Origin of the sequence: Myxococcus sp. AS-1-15 (assembly GCF_020037055.1) — a bacterium.
Classification (GTDB): domain Bacteria; phylum Myxococcota; class Myxococcia; order Myxococcales; family Myxococcaceae; genus Myxococcus; species Myxococcus fulvus.
The window spans coordinates 26,004-45,378 of record NZ_JAIQDF010000011.1 but is presented as its reverse complement, the minus strand read 5'-3'; the positions used below and the strand labels follow the sequence as shown (position 1 = coordinate 45,378).

At 70.7% G+C, this 19,375-nt stretch carries 15 protein-coding genes; 10 read left to right on the top strand and 5 right to left on the bottom strand.

What is annotated here, in order from left to right; translation table 11 throughout:
* The first annotated feature begins 41 nt into the window (after positions 1-41).
* Complete coding sequence (locus tag K8625_RS27025; RefSeq protein WP_223784315.1) at positions 42-908, top strand: hypothetical protein; 867 nt, start codon at positions 42-44, stop codon at positions 906-908.
* Positions 909-953: 45 nt separating this feature from the next.
* On the opposite strand, the gene K8625_RS27020 is transcribed toward K8625_RS27025, so the two are convergent.
* The gene (locus tag K8625_RS27020) at positions 954-1,643 is read right to left on the bottom strand and encodes a hypothetical protein (protein WP_141322863.1); all 690 of its coding nucleotides are present in this window, start codon (positions 1,641-1,643) and stop codon (positions 954-956) included.
* Positions 1,630-2,280, bottom strand: coding sequence for a recombination-associated protein RdgC (rdgC, locus tag K8625_RS27015; RefSeq protein WP_141322884.1), 651 nt, complete (start codon positions 2,278-2,280; stop codon positions 1,630-1,632). Before rdgC ends, K8625_RS27020 begins: the two co-directional genes overlap by 14 nt.
* A gap of 201 nt (positions 2,281-2,481) precedes the next feature.
* On the opposite strand from rdgC, the gene K8625_RS27010 reads away from it, so the two are divergent.
* The gene (locus K8625_RS27010; RefSeq protein WP_223751044.1) at positions 2,482-4,602 is read left to right on the top strand and encodes a DUF4114 domain-containing protein; all 2,121 of its coding nucleotides are present in this window, start codon (positions 2,482-2,484) and stop codon (positions 4,600-4,602) included.
* A 199-nt stretch (positions 4,603-4,801) separates the two neighbouring features.
* Complete coding sequence (locus K8625_RS27005) at positions 4,802-6,748, top strand: sulfatase-like hydrolase/transferase (protein ID WP_223751043.1); 1,947 nt, start codon at positions 4,802-4,804, stop codon at positions 6,746-6,748.
* Here the strand turns inward: K8625_RS27005 and K8625_RS43885 are convergent, their stop codons facing one another.
* The gene (locus K8625_RS43885) at positions 6,749-6,871 is read right to left on the bottom strand and encodes a hypothetical protein (RefSeq protein ID WP_255653719.1); all 123 of its coding nucleotides are present in this window, start codon (positions 6,869-6,871) and stop codon (positions 6,749-6,751) included.
* Between the two features lie 102 nt (positions 6,872-6,973).
* Between K8625_RS43885 and dacB the strand changes: the two genes are divergently transcribed.
* The 3 genes from dacB (at position 6,974) to K8625_RS26990 (ending at position 12,031) form a co-directional block, all read left to right on the top strand.
* Positions 6,974-8,461, top strand: a complete 1,488-nt coding sequence (gene dacB / locus K8625_RS27000; protein ID WP_223751042.1) for a D-alanyl-D-alanine carboxypeptidase/D-alanyl-D-alanine-endopeptidase — start codon at positions 6,974-6,976, stop codon at positions 8,459-8,461.
* 168 nt (positions 8,462-8,629) lie between these two features.
* Positions 8,630-10,807, top strand: a complete 2,178-nt coding sequence (locus tag K8625_RS26995) for a prolyl oligopeptidase family protein (RefSeq protein WP_223784314.1) — start codon at positions 8,630-8,632, stop codon at positions 10,805-10,807.
* A 123-nt stretch (positions 10,808-10,930) separates the two neighbouring features.
* Positions 10,931-12,031: a D-TA family PLP-dependent enzyme gene (locus K8625_RS26990; protein WP_223751041.1), complete on the top strand. Its 1,101-nt coding sequence runs from the start codon at positions 10,931-10,933 to the stop codon at positions 12,029-12,031.
* 1 nt (position 12,032) lies between these two features.
* Here the strand turns inward: K8625_RS26990 and K8625_RS26985 are convergent, their stop codons facing one another.
* Positions 12,033-13,043, bottom strand: coding sequence for a nucleoside 2-deoxyribosyltransferase (locus tag K8625_RS26985; protein WP_223751040.1), 1,011 nt, complete (start codon positions 13,041-13,043; stop codon positions 12,033-12,035).
* A 240-nt stretch (positions 13,044-13,283) separates the two neighbouring features.
* Here K8625_RS26985 and K8625_RS26980 point away from each other — a divergent pair, with 240 nt between their 5' ends.
* From K8625_RS26980 to K8625_RS26970, 3 genes are all read left to right on the top strand, one after another.
* Entirely contained in the window at positions 13,284-14,591 is a 1,308-nt protein-coding gene (locus K8625_RS26980) for a styrene monooxygenase/indole monooxygenase family protein (RefSeq protein WP_223751039.1), read from the top strand.
* Between the two features lie 56 nt (positions 14,592-14,647).
* Positions 14,648-15,604 carry a ketopantoate reductase family protein gene (locus K8625_RS26975; RefSeq protein ID WP_223751038.1) on the top strand — a complete coding sequence of 319 codons (957 nt, stop codon included), beginning with the start codon at positions 14,648-14,650 and terminating at the stop codon, positions 15,602-15,604.
* Positions 15,605-15,686: 82 nt separating this feature from the next.
* A complete protein-coding gene (locus tag K8625_RS26970) occupies positions 15,687-16,436 on the top strand; it encodes a hypothetical protein (RefSeq protein WP_223751037.1) in 750 nt (249 codons plus the stop codon).
* Here K8625_RS26970 and K8625_RS26965 read toward each other — a convergent pair.
* Positions 16,425-17,441: a DUF4105 domain-containing protein gene (locus K8625_RS26965; protein WP_223784313.1), complete on the bottom strand. Its 1,017-nt coding sequence runs from the start codon at positions 17,439-17,441 to the stop codon at positions 16,425-16,427. The genes K8625_RS26970 and K8625_RS26965 overlap by 12 nt on opposite strands.
* Positions 17,442-17,605: 164 nt before the next feature.
* Between K8625_RS26965 and K8625_RS26960 the strand changes: the two genes are divergently transcribed.
* A complete protein-coding gene (locus K8625_RS26960; protein WP_141322873.1) occupies positions 17,606-19,246 on the top strand; it encodes a cyclic peptide export ABC transporter in 1,641 nt (546 codons plus the stop codon).
* The last annotated feature ends 129 nt before the right edge of the window (positions 19,247-19,375 follow it).

Genomic DNA, 19,375 nt, shown 5'->3' with positions numbered 1-19,375 from the left:
GCTGACGCACCTGTCGCCCCGATACGGGCTAGGGTGGCGTCATGACGGTGCAGCCACCCTCCGAGGATGAGCTTCCCACGGCCCGTGAGCTGGAGCACGACGAGGCCAGCGCCACGCCCACGTCGCGCCTGCTGCTTCCCCCCGGCAACGAGCCGCTCGCCATGCTCGCGCGCCGAGGCTTCCAGGCCACCGTCGCGCCGCTCGACCTGCCCTTCCCCGCCGACCTGGACCCGAGCCGCGCGGAGCGGATGGTGGAGCGCCTGGGCCACTACGCGTTCCGACTCTTCCTGCGCGGCGCCATCCTCCGGCGCGGCAGCTTCACGCCCCAGGAGGCCACCCGCTACCTCGAGGAGGACCGCGCCACCGCCTTCGCCGAGGACCTGGTGTCCATGGACCTCGCCACGCGCGAGGAGGCCGGCCGCTACCGCCTCACCCACCCCGCCCTGAGCTTCGGCGGCACGCTGGAGTGGTACGTCGCGCACGAGCTGCGCGAGCGACTGCGCTTCGATGTGGCCGCGGGCGTGAAGTTCCACGCGCCCGACGTCGGCGGAGACCTGGACGTGGTGGCGAGCGCGGAGGGCCGCCTCGTCTACCTGGAGATGAAGTCCTCGCCGCCCAAGCACCTGGCGCCGGACGAGGTGGGCGCGTTCTTCCGCCGCGTCCGCGCCCTGCGCCCCCACGTCAGCGTCTTCGTCATGGACACCGCGCTGCGGCTCTCCGACAAGGTGCTGCCGCTGCTGCAAGCGGAGCTGAGCGTCCAGCCGCCTCCCCCACCCCGGCGCATCGTCCGCGAGGTGTGGGCGCTCACGCCGCACCTGTACGTCGTCAACGCGCGACAGGACTTGATGGGGAACATCGGGCTGGCGCTGGCGGAGGGCTTCCGCGCGCTCGCGCCGCCCGCTCCGTGAGCCCGCCGGTCCGGGGCGAGCTCACGAAGCCGACTTCAGACGGACTCAGTGCCGGGGGGCACGGGCCTCGCGGCCCCGGGCACGCGCGGCCTTGGAGAGCGCATCCGCGCCCTGCTCGTCCCCGCGCATCCACTCCTTCATCGCCGGGACGACCTGCTTGCTCCACGTCTTGCCGACGCGGACCTTGAGGAAGTCGTTCACCAGCGCGTCCACCATCGCGGAGAGCTGCTCGGTGAGGAACAGCCGCTCGCTGAGCTGGTCATCCTCCTCCTCGCTCATCAGCGCGGGCAGCTTCGCGGCGCGGATGTCGAGGAACTCCGAGTCGATGGTGGCCTCGTACTCCTTCTCGCCATGGGTGAAGCGGATGCGCGCCTGGGCCACCAGCAGGCCCTTGTCCAGCGCGTGCTTCACCTGCTCCGAGTACGGCGCCAGCGTGCCCTTCGCGCTCAGCTCCGTGACGTCGCCCGCCACGCCGCGCAGGATGATGCGACCCATGAAGAGCACGTTGACGCCCGTGCCCTCCAGCTCCACCAGCGCGTCACCCGACTCCGAGCGCCAGAGCATCCACGTCAAGAGCTCGCGGCCCAGGTACGCGCGGCCGCGCAGGAGCTGCTCGCGCGCCTGACCCTTCTCCACCTCGGCGACGTCCTTCGTCTCCTCCGTGGAGGCGCCGTCGACCCCGATGTCTCCTCGCGCGAAGGCGGCATCCGCCCGCGCCTGCTCACGCCTCGCCATGCACCACCTCCGCCCCGGCACCCGCCGGCAGGTCCATCCCGATGAGCTCCGCGGTGGGCCCCAGGGCCCCCTCGTCGATGCCCGACGCCTGCGCGATGGCCGCCGGCGTCAGCGCGACGAGCTTCAGCCCGAGCGCGTTCTCCAGCGCGATGAGGATCTCCTCCACCACCTTGCGCGACGCGGCCCAGATCTGCAGCTGCTGGGTGTTCTGGTTCCAGCTCACGTCCAGCACGTTGGTGCGGGGCGTGGTGCGCGTGCGCAGCATCTGCTTGATCTGCGCCTTGGCCTGCGTCTTCTCCGCGCGCGACGCGGGGCGGTCGTTCTCCGCCTCGAACTGGGTGGTCCACTTCGCCAGCTCCGCCTTCATCGCGGCGGCGGGGACCTTCAGCGAGTCGATGCGGAACGAGAACAGCGCGTACTCGCCATAGAAGACGCGCCCGACGGAGAAGTCGACGGCGTCCGCGTTCTCCAGCTCCACGAAGCCCGCGGCCCGGTCATCCTCGGAGCGGCGGTCGATGGGCTCGAACGCGTTCGCCTTGAGGCCCCGCGGGAGCGAACGCTTGATGTCGGAAGGCGCTTCCTTCGACGGTTCGACCCGGAAGCGCGAGAAGGTGACGGCACCACGTAGGACTGGCATGGGGCGCGGCAGGATGGGGGGCGCGGGCGACCTCGTCAAGGCACTCCTGGTGCTCTCCTCGGACGGACCCTCTCCGGGATTCTCATGCTTTCTAGAATTTTCTGATGAAGCCCGCGTCTGCGGGCTGTCACCCCTGTCCGGGCGTGACAGCCCCAACGCGTGGACGGCGCCTGGCGGTCCACGCCACCCCACAGGACGCACATGCCACAGCAATCCCGCCCCGCCCCAAGGTGGATGGCCCTGGGCTGTCTATTGTCTCTCGCCGCCACGAGCGCACACGCGGACCCCGCCTCGCTCGCGCTGCTGCCACCGCGAGTCGAGAGCACCACCCAGTCCGCCGAGCAGGTCCCGTCGCGAGGCACGTCGGTGCTCGGCGTGACGGCGAGCGACCCACAGGGCTCGCCGCTCACCTTCACGTGGACCTCCACGGAGGGAGCCCTGGCGCCGCCCGTCCACGGCGCCACCACGAGCGAGGTCACCTGGACCGCGCCGGACTGCCTTCCTCCCAGCAGCGCGCCGGTGAAGGTGGCCATCACCAACGGCCACGGCCTCACGTCCGAGGTGGCCTTCACCTTCAACGTCGGCGGTGACCTGTACCTCGACTACCAGAAGCCCTTCGCCGCCTCGCAGTTCAGTCACCTGGACGGCGTCACCCTCTCCGAGAGCGGCTCGCTGCGGCTCGCGCTGTCGCACAGGCCGATGAGCGCGGAGCGCATCATCTTCGAGGAGCCGGTGTTCCTGTCGCTCCAGATGGTGCGCAAGAGCGCCGTCGCCAGCCACACGCTCGGGTGGATGTACCACGACGAGCTCGTGGCGCGCGGGTACGTCGGAGCCAACGACGAGCTACTCGACACCAATGCCAATGGCATCGCCGACCTGCACGAGGACCTCTACAACGTCGCGCCGCACAGCGGTCCCCAGGCGCGGCCCTACATCGGCGTGAATCCCCGGTGCCCGCGGAGTTTCGTCTCGGGGGGCTTCGCGTACAGCGAGCCGGACCTCGCGATGAGGTCCACCTGTCTTTCGACCTTCCGGCGTCAGCCGCTGGCGGATCCCCGTCCGGGACAGGGGAACACCGCGTACACCACGGACATCGTGGGGCAGTGGACCGTCGACGCCCACCCGAACGGCTACTCGGACCGAGGCCGCTTCGCGCGCATCCCCAACCTGCTCGAGCCCGCGCTGCCGGACAACGACTTCAAGGGGCTGGGCCGGCTCGCCGTCCTCCTCACGGACGACGACGAGGACGCGACCACCTACAATCAGATGGGGCCCGTCCAGGACGGCCGGCTGGCCTTGCCGGATGGCATCCCCGACTATGACGTCTCCGCGTACACGGCCCAGGGCCTGCCGAATCCCCAGAACCCCGACCCCGGCATCACGCCGCGCGACCGGAAGATGACCCTGGGCACCATCGACCGTCACCGGGAGATCGTCTTCTTCCTCGTCACCTACTACGAGAGCAAGCACGCGCCCGCCGACACGGGCATCACGTTCCCCTGCTTGAAGAAGTCGCCGGATGGCAGGTGCGCCCTGTTCCTCCAGTCCCCCGTCTCCGTGTTCTTCTCCAAGGCCGCCTGGAACCTGGACATGGACACGCGAGGCACCAGCCCCGCGGCCGAGTTCAACCAGGGCTGCACCTATCGCGACACCTGCGACCGCGTGCACCCCACGACGCCCACCGCGTGCGCCCTGCCGGGCAACGGGCGGCCGATGTGTGGCTGGCTGGATGACCTGGGCATGCACACGCTGCGCAGGCCCGAGTACGGCGCCATGATGCTCCCCTCGGAGCGGCTGGTCGTCCCCGCCGCGTCGAACGGCGCCATGCCGCACCTGGCCCTGGCCTCGACACCCGCGTACCCGCGGCGCTGGTTGATGGGCTGGGAGGACCTCAATGGCGGCGGCGACCGGGACTTCGCCAACGTCGTGTTCCAGTTGCAGGCGGAGCCCACGGGCCTCGCGCGCGCCGCCTCGCTCGGCGCCCTGCCCCAGGACCTGGACCCGCGCTGCTTCGTCTCGCGCGTGAGGGTGGCGAAGTCGGACGCGTTCGGCCCCTACTGCGCCTCCACGAGCGAGGTCTACGCCTCCTACGCCATCTCCCCCGACTGCAGGGTGTGCTCGGCGGGCACCTGCGTGCCCAACCCGACGCCCACCTGGCTGCATGCGCCCCTGGCGACGGGCGTGACGGAGACGGTGATGGATGTCTCGACCTTCCAGGGCCAGAGCCTGTGCTGGCAGGCGTCGCTCGGCACGCGGGACTTCATGTGCCAGCCGGAGGTCTTCAACGTCGACATCGGCTACGAGTTGACGCGCACGCCATGACGGGAGCGTGAAGGAGGGGGCGGGAGTCGTGACGCCTCGCGGGTCCGGCTCCCACCCCCTCTCCCAGGCACCGCCTCGCGTCCGCGATGAACGCAGACGCGTACCATTGCGACGCGCGATGGCGCATCGACGGGGTTGTCCTCCCGAGCCCCCGCGTGCACCGGGACAACCGGGCACGGTGGCTGCAATCGCCGTCGGGATGGACAACCCCACACGCCCCAACATCCTGCTGCTGACGGTGGACCAGCTCATGTTCCCGCGCTTCGCCTATGGCGCGGGGGGAGGATTCCTTCCCGGCATCAAGGACCTCCTGGGGTTCATCGACGAGGGGGGCGAGGACAATCCCTATCGGAAGTTCTTCCCGGGCTTCGCGGCGCTGCGGCGCAACGCGTCCATCTTCCGCAACCACACCATCGCCGCCTCGGCCTGCATCCCCAGTCGCGCCGCCATCTACACGGGCCAGTACGGCACGCGCACGGGCGTCACCCAGACGGACGGCCTCTTCAAGAGCGGCGACGCGGCGGCCTTTCCGTGGCTCGTGCCGGAGGGGATTCCCACCATCGGCCACTGGTTCCAGAAGGCCGGCTATCACACGCACTACTTCGGCAAGTGTCACTTCGCCAATCCGCCCGAGCACTCGCTGAAGCGGCTCGGCTTCGACGACTGGGAGCTGTCCTATCCGGAGCCCCACGGGTCCTCGGTCAACAACCTGGGCACCTTCCGGGACGTGGGCTTCGCGGACCTCGCGTGCACCTTCCTGCGCAGGATGGGCCTGGGGCAGCCCTACAACCGCGCGCTGGCCGAGCAGGCCTATGCGGCGCCCCGCGCCGACGGACCGTCGACGACGCCGCAGCCGTGGTTCGCCGTCGCGTCGTTCACCAACCCGCACGACATCGCGACGTATCCCATCCTCCCCAGGCAGATGGACCCGGACGCGCGTCCCGTGGGCCCCCTGCTCGTGCCCGGTCAGCACAGCCAGTCGGCGACGCCCGTCGCGGGCAGCTGGACGCTCCCGCTCAACCCGATGGGCTTCCCGCAGGAGAACTCGCACCTGCCGCCCAACGTGCATGACTCGCTGGCCAACAAGCCCACCTGTCAGCGCGACTACGCGTACAAGATGGGGCTCGCGCTCGCGGCGAAGACGGGGCTCGCGATGCACCAGGCGAAGGAGTCCATCGACCCCGTCGCCGTCACGCTCAACTCGGGCATCCCCTTCCAGCTCACCGCCGCCCCGGACGAGTCCACGCTGCGCTTCAACCAGTACTACACCTGGCTCATCCACCTGGTGGACGGACACATCGAGCGCGTGCTGCGCACGCTCGATGAATGTGGCCTCGCGAAGAACACAATCGTCGTCTTCCTCTCGGACCACGGTGAGTACGCCGGCTCCCACGGCTACATGATGGAGAAGTGGCACACCGCCTATCAGGAGGCGCTGCACGTGCCGCTCGTGGTGCGGATGCCGCTGGAGAAGGAGCGTCCCCAGACGCGTCAGCACGAGGCGCTCACCAGCCACGTGGACGTGCTGCCCACGCTGCTGGGGCTCGCGGGCCTGTCATCGGGAGAGGTCGACGCCATCCGCACGGACCTGCGCCTGCATCACCCCGTGCCGCCGTTCGTCGGCGCGGACCTGAGCCCGCTGGTGCAGGGCACCGCGGACACGGTGACGGAGCAGGACGGGACGGCCCGTCAGGGCGTGCTCTTCATCACGGACGACGAAATCACCGAGCCCCTGCCGCGCACCGGCGACCCGCACCAGATTCACGACGAGGCCATCTACTCGGTGTTCGTGCGCTCGGTGGAGGCGCTTCGCGAAGGCACCACGCGCGCGGGGCATCTGCCGTGGCTCGCGCCGGGGCCGGTGTGCCAGCCCAACCACGTGCGCTGCGTGCGCACGCCGCGCTGGAAGCTGTCGCGGACGTTCGACCCGTCGGGCGAGCACGCGGACCAGTGGGAGCTGTATGACTTGCAGAATGACGCGCTGGAGCTGGAGAACCTGCTCGTCTTCGACGGCCCGTTCCCTACCCTCGTCCCCAAGCTGCCCCCCGGGCTCTCACCCGGGGAGGTCGAGTCCGCCGCGCGCGAGACGCACGCGCTGCTCCTGAAGTACGAGGCGGAGAAGCTGTCGCCCTGGCCCGCCTCGTAGTCACTCGGACGCGGCGGCGGCGCCCACCGGCTCGAGCTCGGAGTAGACGCCGTCCTCGAGCCGGTGGCGGGTGACCCCCTTCGTCGACTGCTCGGCGCCGGACGCGTCCGCCCGACAGGTCACCGGGCCGGGTCGGATACCGGACGGCCGGGGTGCCGCAGCGACCCGCGGGGCCCGTCGCGCCACATGACACTCCAGGTCGTGGGCGTTAGCGTGGCGCCCGTGATGAGCCGCGCCCTCTCCTTCTGTCTCGTCCTGGCCGCCGCCGCCCTGCCCGTCGGCTGCCGTCACACCCGACATCCCGCGACACCCACCGTGAGCTCGGTGGCGAGCTCGCTCTTCGCCACGCTGGAGGACGAGGGTGCGCTGGCGAGCGCCTTCGTGCTGGACGCGACGACGGGCGAGCCGTTGTATGCCCACCGCGAGCACGTGCGGCTGCTCCCCGCGTCGACGATGAAGGTCGTCTCCACCGCGTCCGTCCTCTCCGCCCTGGGCGCGGACTATCGCTTCCAGACGCCGGTGACGCTGGAGGGCACGCTGACCGACGGGCTGTTCCTCGGCGACCTCGTGGTGGACTCGTCGGGAGACCCGTCCCTGGGCTCGTGGCGCTTCCCCGAGACAGCGCTCGCCTGTGAGCAGGTGGCCGACGCGCTCCAGGCGAAGGGCGTGCGGCAGTGGAAGGGACAGGTGCGCGTGCGCGGCATCGACGACGACGTTCCCTTCGGCCCCGGCTGGGCCTGGGATGATGTCGCGTACGCCTACAGCGCGGCGCCCACGCCCTTCGTCTTCCGCGAGAACGTGGTGGACCTCGCGCTCTCCCGTCCCGAGGGCGCGGACTGCGCGCAGCCGCCCCACGTCCAGCTCACGCCCGCCTTCGCCACGCTCTCCACCGTCGTGCGCGTGGACCCGAACGCGGAGCGCGCCAACCTCTCCTGCACCCGTCAGCGCGGCGCTCCGGGCGTTCGCTGTGTGTGGCGCTCGCCCGTCAACCAGTGTCCGCGCACGGCCAACGTGCGGCTCTCCGTGGACGAGCCCCAGGTGCTCTTCGCCGCGTGTGTCGAGGAGGCCCTGCTCAAGCGAGGCGTGCCGCGCCTGCCCTTCACGCTGGAGGCCCCCGCCCCCTTGCGTCCGCCCGTCCCCGAGCCGCTCGTCACGCTGGCCAGCCCGCCCCTGTCCGAGCTGGTGAAGGTCACCAACAAGGAGTCGCTCAACCTCTACGCGGAGCGGCTGGGCCTGCGCTTCGCCCGTGAGCGCGGCGGCGCGGAGGGTTACGCGAACCTGCGCACCGCGCTGGCCGAGGAGCTCACCCGCCGAGGCATCCCCGCCCGTGATTTGCGCCCCGTCGATGGCAGCGGCCTGTCGCGCTACAACCTCGCCACCGCGCGGGGCCTGGCGCGCGTGCTCTTCACCAGCCTGCGCGAGCCGTATGGCGCGGCGCTGGTCGACAGCCTGCCCGTGGCGGGCGTGGACGGCACGCTCGCCAACCGCCCGGTGACGCCCGTCACCGCAGGCCGCATCCGCGCCAAGACGGGCACCCTGTCCGGGCAGAAGTGCTTCGCGGGCGTGGTGGAGCGCCCCGGGGACGCCGAGCACCCGCGCGTCGTCTTCGCGCTGATGCTGGGCAACATGGACGAGGCCACCGCGCTGCCCGCCAACGAGGCGTTCGACCGCTTCGCCGCGGCCCTCGTGGAGCTGCCGCTGCGCGCGCCATAGAAGGCGGGAACGGCCGGTATTCCCGGCGCGCTTGACGCGCCGCGCGCCTGGAGGCAATCCGAGGCAACACCCGGCCCCTCGCGGCATTCCCCTGGCGGGAACCCACCCCAGGAGGTGGGAGGACATGGCAGGCTGCGGCCCGCCAAATCCCCCTTCCGAGGTGTGAACATGAAGCTGAGAACCGCGATGGCCGCGGCGGCGCTGATGCTGCCCCTGGCGTCCCTGGCCGCGGCCAAGGGCCCCTCCAAGCCGCCCGCCACGGAGAAGAAGGACGTCGTCGACACCTACCACGGCACGGAGGTCAAGGACCCGTACCAGTGGCTGGAGGCCACCGACGACGCGAAGGTGAAGCAGTGGAACGACGCGCAGAACGCCCACACGCGCGCCATCCTCGACAAGCTGCCCGGCCGTGAGCCGCTGCGCCAGCGCATCTCCGAGCTGCTCGGGTGGAAGTCCCCGGGCTACGGCGCGCTGACCGAGGCGGGCGGCACGCTCTTCGTCATCAAGTTCCAGCCGCCGCGCCAGCAGCCGTACCTGGCGGTGCTCGGCTCGGTGGAGGACCCGTCCAAGGAGCGCGTGCTCCTGGACCCGATGGTGCTGGACCCCAAGGGGCACACCACCATCGACTTCTTCGAGCCCACGCTGGACGGCAAGAAGCTGGCGGTGTCGCTGTCGAAGAACGGCACGGAGAGCGGCGACGTCTCCGTCTATGACGTGGCCACCGGCAAGCCGCTGCCCAACGAGGTGGTGCCGCGCGTGAACGGCGGCACGGCCGGCGGCGGGCTCGCGTGGAACGCGGACGGGACGGGCTTCTTCTACACGCGCTATCCGCGCGGCGAGGAGCGTCCGGCCGCGGACCGCGACTTCTTCCAGCAGATCTACTTCCACAAGCTGGGCACGCCCACCGAGCAGGACACGTACGCGCTGGGCAAGGACTTCCCGCGCATCGCCATGACGGAGCTGGAGACGTCTCCGGACGGCAAGCACATCGCGGCCATGGTCGCCAACGGCGACGGCGGCGAGTACATGCTCTACCTGCACGGCCCCGACGGGAAGTGGGCGCAGGTGACGAAGTTCGCGGACAAGGTCATCCGCAGCCGCTTCGGCCACGACGGTGCCCTCTACCTGCTCAGCCGCCAGGACGCGCCGCGCGGCAAGGTGCTGCGCCTGCCCCTGGCCACGCCGACGCTGGACAAGGCCACGGTGCTGGTGCCCGAGGGCGAGGCCAGCATCCAGGGCTTCTTCCCCGCGAAGACGCGCCTGTACATCAACGAGCAACTGGGTGGCCCGTCGCAGGTCCGCATGGTGGACCTGAAGGGCAAGGACCTGGGCCTGGTGCCCACGCCGCCCGTGTCCTCCACCGGCGGCCTGGTGAGCGCCGGTGGTGACGACGTGTACTTCAGCAACGTCAGCTTCGTGCAGCCGCAGGCCTGGTACCGCTTCTCCGCCAAGGACGGCCAGGTGACGAAGACGGCGCTGGCGCGCACGGCGCCGCTGGACATGAGCGACGTGGAGGTGGTGCGCACCGAGGCCACGTCCAAGGACGGCACCAAGGTTCCGCTCTCCATCCTGAAGAAGAAGGGCACCAAGCTGGACGGGAAGAACCCGACGCTGCTCACCGGCTACGGCGGCTTCAACATCTCCATCTCCCCGGGCTTCAACGCGCTGGCGGGCCTGTGGCTGGAGCAGGGCGGCGTCTACGCGGTGGCCAACCTGCGCGGCGGCTCGGAGTTCGGCGAGAAGTGGCACGCCGAGGGCTCGCTGACGAAGAAGCAGAACGTGTTCGACGACTTCCACGCGTGCGCGAAGCTGCTGGTGGACCAGAAGTACACGCAGCCCAGGAAGCTGGCCATCCAGGGAGGCAGCAACGGCGGGCTGCTCATGGGCGCCGTCGTCACGCAGCACCCGGAGGCGTACGGCGCCGTGGTGGCCCGCGTGGGCCTCTACGACATGCTCCGCTCGGAGCGCACGTCCAACGGCCAGTTCAACGTCACCGAGTACGGCTCGGTGAAGGACCCCGAGCAGTTCAAGGCGCTCTTGGCCTACTCGCCCGTGCACAACGTGAAGGACGGCGCGAAGTACCCGTCCGTGCTCTTCACCTCCGGCGCCAATGACCCGCGCGTGGACCCGTTCCACTCGCGCAAGATGGTGGCGCGGATGCAGGCGGCCACGTCGACGAAGAACCCCATCCTCCTGCGCGCCGACGCGGAGACGGGCCACGGCGCCGGCACGCCGCTCAACGCGCGCATCGAGGAGGAGGTGGACGCGTACTCGTTCATCTTCAGCCAGCTGGGCGTGAAGTACCTGCCGCCCGCGAAGAAGGTGGCCGCGCCGAAGCCGCAGTAGTCACAGCGTCGTCGTGCACAGGGCCCGCCGCGGGTCCGGGACTGTTCTTCCGGACACGTGCGCGGGCCTCGTCATGTCCGGGGTGCACTGTCGCCTGGAGTGGCCACGGGCACGCGTGCCACCATGCGCGGCATGTCCCCCACCCCGCTCGACGCCCTCACCACGCCCGCCGCCCTCGTGGACCTGGACCGCGTGGAAGCCAACCTGCGCCGCGTGGCGGACTACACGCGCCAGCACAAGCTCCACTGGCGGCCGCACACGAAGACCCACAAGACGGCGGAGCTCACGCGGCTGCAGCTCGCCTCGGGGGCCGTGGGCGCCACGGTGGCCACCGTGCGCGAGGCCGAGGTCATGGCCACCGTCGCGGACGACGTGCTGCTCGCCTACCCACCCGTGGGCCCGGCGCGACTGTCGCGGCTGATGGCCCTGCCCTCGCGCACGCGCCTCACCGTGGCGCTCGACTCCGCCGAGGCGCTCGATGGGCTCGGCCGCGCGGCGCGAGAGGCCGGGCGCTCCGTGGGCGTGCTGGTGGAGCTGGACTTGGGAATGCGGCGGGTGGGCGTACAGACGCCGGCGGACGCGGTGGCGCTGGCGCGCGCGGTGGCGGAGACGAAGTCCGTGGCGTATCGCGGCGTCATCTTCTATCCGGGCCAGGTGCGCGCACCGGTGGAGCAGCAGGACGCGGCGCTCGCGGACCAGCGCGCGCGACTGGGCGCCTTCCTGGACGCGCTCTGGGCCGAGGGGCTCGAGCCCGAGGTGGTGAGCGGCGGCTCGACGCCCATGCTGTGGCGCTCGCACGAGGTGCCGGGCCTGACGGAGATACGCCCCGGAATCAACGTGCTCAATGACCGCAACACGGCCTCGCTGGGCGCGTGCGCCTGGAGCGACTGCGCCTTCTCGGTGCTCGCCACCGTGGTGAGCACCGCCGTGCCCGGCCAGGTGGTGCTCGACGCGGGCTCCAAGGCCCTGGCCAAGGAGGAGGGCCTCGCGCCCTCGGGCGGCTACGGTGCGCTGCTGGACAGGCCGGAGCTGGTGGTGCGCAGCGTCTCCGAGGAGCACGGCCTGCTCGACGTCTCGTCCACGTCGTGGCGGCCGCGCGTGGGCGAGCGCGTGCGCGTGGTGCCCAACCACGTCTGCGCCGCCGTCAACCTGCACGAGCGGCTGCACGTCCTCAGCAAGGACACCGTGATGGAGACCTGGGAGGTCGCGGCGCGCGGCTGGTGAATCAGCCCGGCACGCGCACGACGTCCAGCCGCTCCAGCTCCCGCGTCAGCAGCGTCTCCAGCTCGCGGATGTTCCGGTAGACGATGCAGCGGTACGACGCGACGTCGAAGCGCAGCTCGCGCACGTCGCGCACCAGCAGCAGCGTGGGCCGCCCCTTGCCCCACGCGTAGCCGACCTCCAGGTACACGTTGGGGTTGGCCAGCGACAGGTCCGCGATGACGACCTTCGCCGTGTCGATGCGCTCCTTGATGCGCTGGATGATGGGCCCGTCGAACACGTCCTGGTCCACGCGCTCGCACAGCATGCCCGCGGCCTTCACCGGCCCCTGGATGCCGTAGTGGAACGTGTCCTCCAGCTCCGGCGTGAAGGGCATCGCCACGAAGGCGTGGGGCTTCGCGCTGGACACCGTGCCCGCGCTCGCCATGGAAGGCGCCTGCACGAAGCCGCGCTCGCGGCGCACGCGGAAACCACCGCCGGGCAGGGGCTCCACGCCGGGCGTGCCCCCCAGCCCGCGCTCCAGCGCCCTGCGCAGCCGCAGCGCGCGCCGCTCGTCCACCTCCACCACCGTGAAGCGCTCCAGCTCCTTGGGCCCCGAGCCCCGCTGGAACGCCTCGATGAGCCCGCCCACGAAGGCGAGCACCGCCTCGTCCTCGTCCAGCCCGTAGTTGGGCCCGTGCACCGTGCTCGCCACGTGCTTGAGCCCGGGCCTGGACTCCATCGCCTTGAGCGCGCGCAGCGCGAACTGGCGGATCTCGTGGTAGCCGAACTCGCCCAGCCGCACCGTGCCCACGAAGAGCGCCAACGGTGAGCCCAGCGCGCCGTGCGTCTCCACGAAGCGGTGCTCCCCGGGCAGCACCGACACCTGCGTCGGTGGCACCCCCACCACCTCCAGCAGACGCACCGCCTTCCCGGCCGCGCCGTACAGCTTCTGTGCAAACTTGAACAAGACGACGTCGGCGGTCGCCTCGGTGACGTCCCCCACTTCCAGCACCACGTCGAGAGCCGCGCTCATCCCTCGGACTGTAGGGCTCCGGACGGGTTGGCCCAAGGTCCGACCCAACGGTCCATTCGCGAACGGGGCCCCCCAGACCCCCTTGGCTCTAAGACTCTGGGTATGTCCAATCTGAAGAACTCCATTCGCATTGTGATATGGAGCCCTGCACACCCCGGAACACCCGGGGAACCCCACATCCCCTGGGGGGGCCTTCCCGACCTCGAAGCTTCCGGCTCGGGAAAAGTGAAGGAGAGACAGATGGCGAGCATCGGTATCGTCGGCGCCGGCACTGCCGGTCTGCACCTGGGTCTGAAGCTTCTCTCGCAGGGCATCCCGGTCAGCATCTACGCGGAGCAGGAGCCGGACGCGCTGCGCTCGGGTCGCCTGATGAACACGGTGACGCACCACGCGCCCACGCGGACGCGCGAGCGGGAGCTGTGGGTGGACTTCTGGGGCGCGCCGGAGCTGGCGATGAACCGCTGCGCCATCCACGTCCACGGGCCGGAGCTCATCAGCCTGAGGGGACGGGTGGGCGAGCCCAGCCTGTGCGTGGACTACCGGCTGTACCAGCCGCGCCTGGCCGAGGCCTTCGTGGAGCGCGGGGGCCACCTGGAGGTCCGCCCGGTGGACGCCAGGGAGCTGGAGGCGCTGTCGCGCCGTCACACGCTGATGGTGGTGGCCACCGGCCGCAACGGCCTCAACGCGCTGTTCCCGCGCGTGCCGGAGCTGTCCCCGCACACCAAGCCTCCGCGGGTGTTGTTCGCGGCCATCCTCAAGGGCCTGCGCATGCCGGAGCCGCTCGGCATGCACGTCAACCTGGTGCCCGGCCAGGGCGAGGTCTTCGAGTCGCAGATGATCACCCGCCAGGGCCGCGTGCCCAGCACGCTCATCGAGGCGCTCCCCGGCACGGAGCTGGCGGCGCTGATCTCCCGCAAGCGGGACGACGACCCGGCCGCGTTCGACGCGGGCCTGCTGGACATCTTCCGCCGCTTCGCGCCCGCGACGTACGAGCGCATCGACCCGACGGAGTTCGGCGTGCGCGGTCCGCTGGACTTCCTGCAGGGCGGCTTCGCGCCGACGGTGCGCCGCGCGTGGGCCGAGCTGGGCGAGGGGCGCTATGCGATGGCGGTGGGCGACACGCACGTGACGAACGACCCCATCGCGGGCCAGGGCGCCAACGCGGCGTCCGCGTCCGCCTTCACGCTGGCGGTGGCCATCCACGACACGCTGTTGTCGGAGCGCCCCTTCGACGAGACGTTCTGCCGCGACACCGAGGCCCGGATGTGGGCCGCCGTGGCGCCGGCCACCACGTGGACCAACGCGCTGCTCGAGCCGCCTCCCGCGCACGTCATCGACCTGCTGGTGGCGGGCAGCCGCGACAGCCGGGTGGCGGACGCCATCGTCAGCGCGTTCATGATTCCCGAGCGCATCCTGGGCGCGTGCGCCTCTCCCGAGGCCACCGCGGAGTTCGTGATGAACGCGAGCCGCCCGAGCGCGGAGGTGCTGGCGGCCACGGGCGTGCTGGGCTGGGACACCGGCACGCGCATCCGGCCGCTCGCGGGCTGACCGGCGCCCAGAAAGCGTCGTGGCGCGGGCGCGAGCCTTCGCTATCCTCCCGGACCATGCGATTCGCCATCGTCGGTTCGGGAGGAGTGGGCGGCTACTACGGCGCGCGGTTGGTTCGCGCGGGTCATGAGGTGGGCTTCCTCGCCAGGGGTGCGCACCTGGCCGCCCTGCGGAAGAAGGGCCTCACCATCCTCAGCCCGGAGGGCGACTTCACCGTCCCCGTGCGCGCCGAGGAGGACGCCGCCCTGCTGGGCCCCGTGGACGTCGTCATCCTGGGCGTGAAGAACTACGACGTCGCCAGCGTGCTTCCCCAGGTGAAGACGCTGCTGGCCGCGTCCAGGGAGCCCGCGCTGGGCGGCGCCACCGCGGGGGTCGTCACGCTGCAGAACGGCGTGGACAGTCCGTCCGAGGTCGCCGCGGCCGTGGGCGAGGCGGCGGTCATCGGCGGCACCACGTACATCTCCACCGCCATCAGCGAGCCGGGCGTCATCAAGCAGACGGGCACGCAGCACCGCATCGTGCTGGGCGAGGCCTTCGGTGACACCTCGCGCGTCTCGCGGCGGGTGCAGGTCGTGCGGGACGTGCTCGCGCAGGCGGGGCTCAACGCGGAGGCGGTGGCGGACGTCCGCGCTCCGCTGTGGGAGAAGCTCGCCTTCCTGGCCCCCATGGCGGGCTTCTGCACCGCCGCGAGGACCCCGGTGGGGCCGCTGCGGGAAGGCCCCTTCTTCCGGGAGACGTTCCGGGAGGCCGCGGCCGAGGTGCTCCGGGTCGCCGCCGCCGAGGGTGTCACCACCACCACGCGGGCGGACGACGTGATGAACTACATGGACGGCGTCCCCGCGGAGGTGCGCCCCTCGATGATGGTGGACTTCGACGCGGGCAAGCCGCTGGAGGTCGAGTACCTCCAGGGCACGGTGGCGCGGCGCGGCCACGCGCTCGGCGTCCCCACGCCCGTGATGAGCACGCTGTACTCCGTGCTGCTGCCGCACGCGAAGGGCGCGCGCCAGAAGTGACGTCCCGGCAGCCCCCCGGGCGAGCAGGCGCGCGGTCCGGTCCGGATGCAATGATTCGCCCTTTCGCGCATAGAGGAGAGCGATGAGCGAGCCGAACCCCCGTCTACCGCCCGGTGCCCCGTCGTCCGCCCCCCTGGGGCGCGTGGCGCTCCACGCCGTCGCCGCGGGGCTCACGCCCCTCATCCCGGTGCCGTTCCTGGATGACTACGCGCTCTACCAGGTGCGCGAGCAGCTGGTGCGCTCGCTCCTGGAGGAGCGCGGCCTGCGCGCCTCGACCCAGGCGGTGGAGGCGCTGGCGGGCTCCAGCCTGGGGAGGACCTTGGGCGGACGGCTGGCCAGCTACCTCAAGGGGTTGATGCTGCTGCCGGTGAAGAAGGTGTTCCGCAAGGTCTTCTTCGTGTTGTGGGTGAAGGACTGCGTGGACGTGGCCTCGGTGTCCCTGCACCACGGCTACCTGCTGCACCACGCGCTGGAGCGAGGCGACCTGGACGCGCTGAGCCTGCAGGGCGACAAGCCCGCGGCGGTGCACGCGGCCATCGTCGCGGCCTGCGCGGAGGTGGACGCCCGGCCCATCAACCAGGCCCTGCGCCGGCTCTTCGCGAGCAGCCGCGTGCTGATGGCCGAGGCCACGCGCGTGTTCCGGAACCCGGGCAACGTCGGTCCCCGCACGCCGGAGCCCGGCGAGGGCACCGAGGTGAAGTCGCTGTCGGAGCGCCTGCTCGCCCTCCTCTGGGAGGAGCGCGGCTACTTCACGACGCTGGAGGCGCACTACGCGCGCCACCTGACGACGCCGGCCCCACCCCCGGAGATGAAGGCCGCCTCAGGGGCTTGAGGTCGTCGCGCGGGCCGCGCCCTCGCGGATGCGCTGCGAGAAGTCGGCCTGCCCCGCGGCCTCCAGGGCGCGCGCGTTGATGAGGTGCCGGGCGCGCACGTCGGCCAGGGGCGCGTCGCGGTCGATGAGGTCCAGCTCGTACGCGAGCTCGTCGGAGAAGGCCGGCAGGAGCGTGCGGTGGTCGTACGGCACCTTCAGCGCGCTCACCTTCTCGAAGTGACGCACCAGGTTGGTGGTGCAGTTGTTGTAGACGGAGTTGTAGAACTCCGGGTGCTCGTGCAGCGCGTTCATCCGCGCCACCATGTCCAGGAAGAAGTCGGAGATGCGCTCCTTCGACGCGTTCACCGGGTAGAGGTACACGTCGTCGCGGCGGTGGTTTGCGCGCAGCTGGACCAAGTCCCGCTCGTCACCCACCACGTAGACCAGCTCGAACTGGCGGAACAGCCCGCCCACGGCGGAGAACGTCTCGCCCTTCTCGCGGCGCACCTCCACGGAGAAGACGACGTAGCGCCCGTCCGAGAAGCCGAAGCTCACCATGGTGTGCGCGGCGCCGTAGAAGCCGGAGAACGGCTCGACGATGAACCAGGCCCCCGTCAGCTCCTTCGCGTCGTAGGTGGCCGTGTACCAGGAGGCATCCCAGTCCGTCGTGCTGCGGTAGCGGAAGTCGCGCACGTCGTGAATCGTCACGCGCGAGCCTTCCACATCGGCCCGGGCCATCCGCGCCAGGTCCGGCGCCCATTCCCGCTGGTTGGACGGCGCGTGGGAGAAGGCCCAGAAGTGCAGGCCCGCGCCCGCCACCACCACCACGCCCACCGCGCCCAGCTTCGAGCCCTTCTTCCAGACGAAGACGGCCAGCCCCGCCACCAGCAGCGCGCCCAGGGCCCGCACCCAGTGCGGCCCCTCCGGCCCCGCTCCCGTCAGCGCGAGCGCGAGCGCGGCCCAGCCGGTGCCGCCCAGGACGACGAGCCCGGTGATGACATTGGAAGCCCCCGAGGAGAATCGCATGTCCCCAGTATTCCTTGCCCCGCCGTCCACCGCCACCCCGCCCGTCGGGCCCGCCCGGTTCTCCGGAGAAGCCGCCTGCCCCCGGGTATCACTTCGCGCGGCGATGACATATGAGAGCCGGGAGGGCTCGGTTATCAGAGCCCTCCGGGTCTCCTGGAGCCGTCGTGTCATTGCTCGCCCTGCTCTTCAAGAAGTCGAAGCTGCCCATCATCCTCGCCGCGTTGCTGGGCATCCTCACGGGAGCCTGTAGCGCGGCGCTCGTCGCGGCGATGAACCAGGCCCTGACGTCCCGGACGGTGGCGGACGCGATGCCGCTGATGCCCGTCTTCGTGGGGCTGGCGGTGGCCGTGCTGGTGCTGCGAATCATCTCCCAGCTCCAGCTGGCCTCGATGCAGCAGGAGGCGCTGCTGGACCTGCGGCTGTCGCTGTGTCGACGCATCCTCGAGGCGCCCCTGCGCAAGCTGGAGGAAGCCGGGCCGCACAAGCTGCTCGCCGCGCTGACCGAGGACATCAGCGTCATCAACAGCACCATCGCCGTCATCCCCGGGGTCATCATCTGTCTGGCGACGCTGGTCGGCTGTCTCGTGTATCTGGCGTGGCTGTCCGGTCCCCTCCTGGGGCTCATCCTGGGCGTCATCGCGGTGGTGATGGCGAGCGTGGCGCTGCCCAACCGCTATGCCTACGCGCAGTTCTTCAAGCGGCGTGAAACCCATGACGCGATGTACAGCGGCTTTCGCACGCTCATCGACGGCTCGAAGGAGCTGCAGCTCCACCACGCGCGCAGCGAGGACTTCTTCAACCGGGACTTGAAGCCGACGGCGGAGGAGGTCTCGCGCATCTCCCTGACGACGAGCAAGCTCTTCATCATCACCGGCAGCTGGGGCGGCTTCATGGTGATGGCCGTCATCGGCTTCATCCTCTTCGGCGTGCCGCGCTTCCAGGACGTGGAGATGTCCACGCTGGCGGCGTACGCGCTGGTGGTGCTGTACCTGCAGCAGCCGCTCGACGGGCTGATGAACCAGTGGCCCAACCTGTCGCGCAGCCACGTGGCGATGAAGAAGCTGGAGAAGCTGGGCCTGTCGCTGGAGGACCCGGAGCCCTCCGCGTCCGACGACGGCATGCCGCGCGACTTCCAGCGCATCGAGCTGGTCGGCCTCGGCCACACCTACCGGCGGGAGCTGGACGGCGCCAGCTTCACGCTGGGCCCCATCGACGCGACGCTGCGGCGCGGGGAGCTGGTGTTCCTGGTGGGTGGCAACGGCAGCGGCAAGACGACGCTGGCCAAGCTTTTCACGGGCCTCTACGCCCCCGAGCAGGGCGAGCTGCGCGTGGACGGCGTCCCCGTCACCGCCGCCACCCGGCGCGCCTACCGTCAGCTGTTCTCCGCCGTCTTCTTCGACTTCCACCTCTTCGAGCGGATGCTCGGCCTGGACCACCCTGGCATGGAGGACAAGGCCCGCCAGTACCTCACCCGCCTGCAGCTCGAGAAGAAGGTCCGGGTGGAGGACGGCAAGCTGTCCACCGTGGCGCTGTCCCAGGGGCAGCGCAAGCGCCTGGCCCTGCTCACGTCGTTCCTGGAGGACCGCCCCATCTACGTCTTCGACGAGTGGGCCGCGGACCAGGACCCGGTGTTCCGCGAGCTCTTCTACCGCGAGATGCTCCCGGCGCTCAGGGACCAGGGCAAGCTCGTCTTCGTCATCAGCCATGACGACCGCTACTTCCACCTGGCGGACCGGGTGCTCAAGCTCGAGGCCGGGCAGCTCGTGCCCTCCTCCACGCCCCTGGTGGCGGCCGTGCCCGCATGAAGACAGGGTGATACAGACTCCGACACATCACTCGGATACCTGAGTGTCACGCTTTCAGTGGCAATCCGTGATAATGGTTTTTGTAACGGAGTGACCGCCTGACACGTGCACCGGACTGAGCTCGGTTCG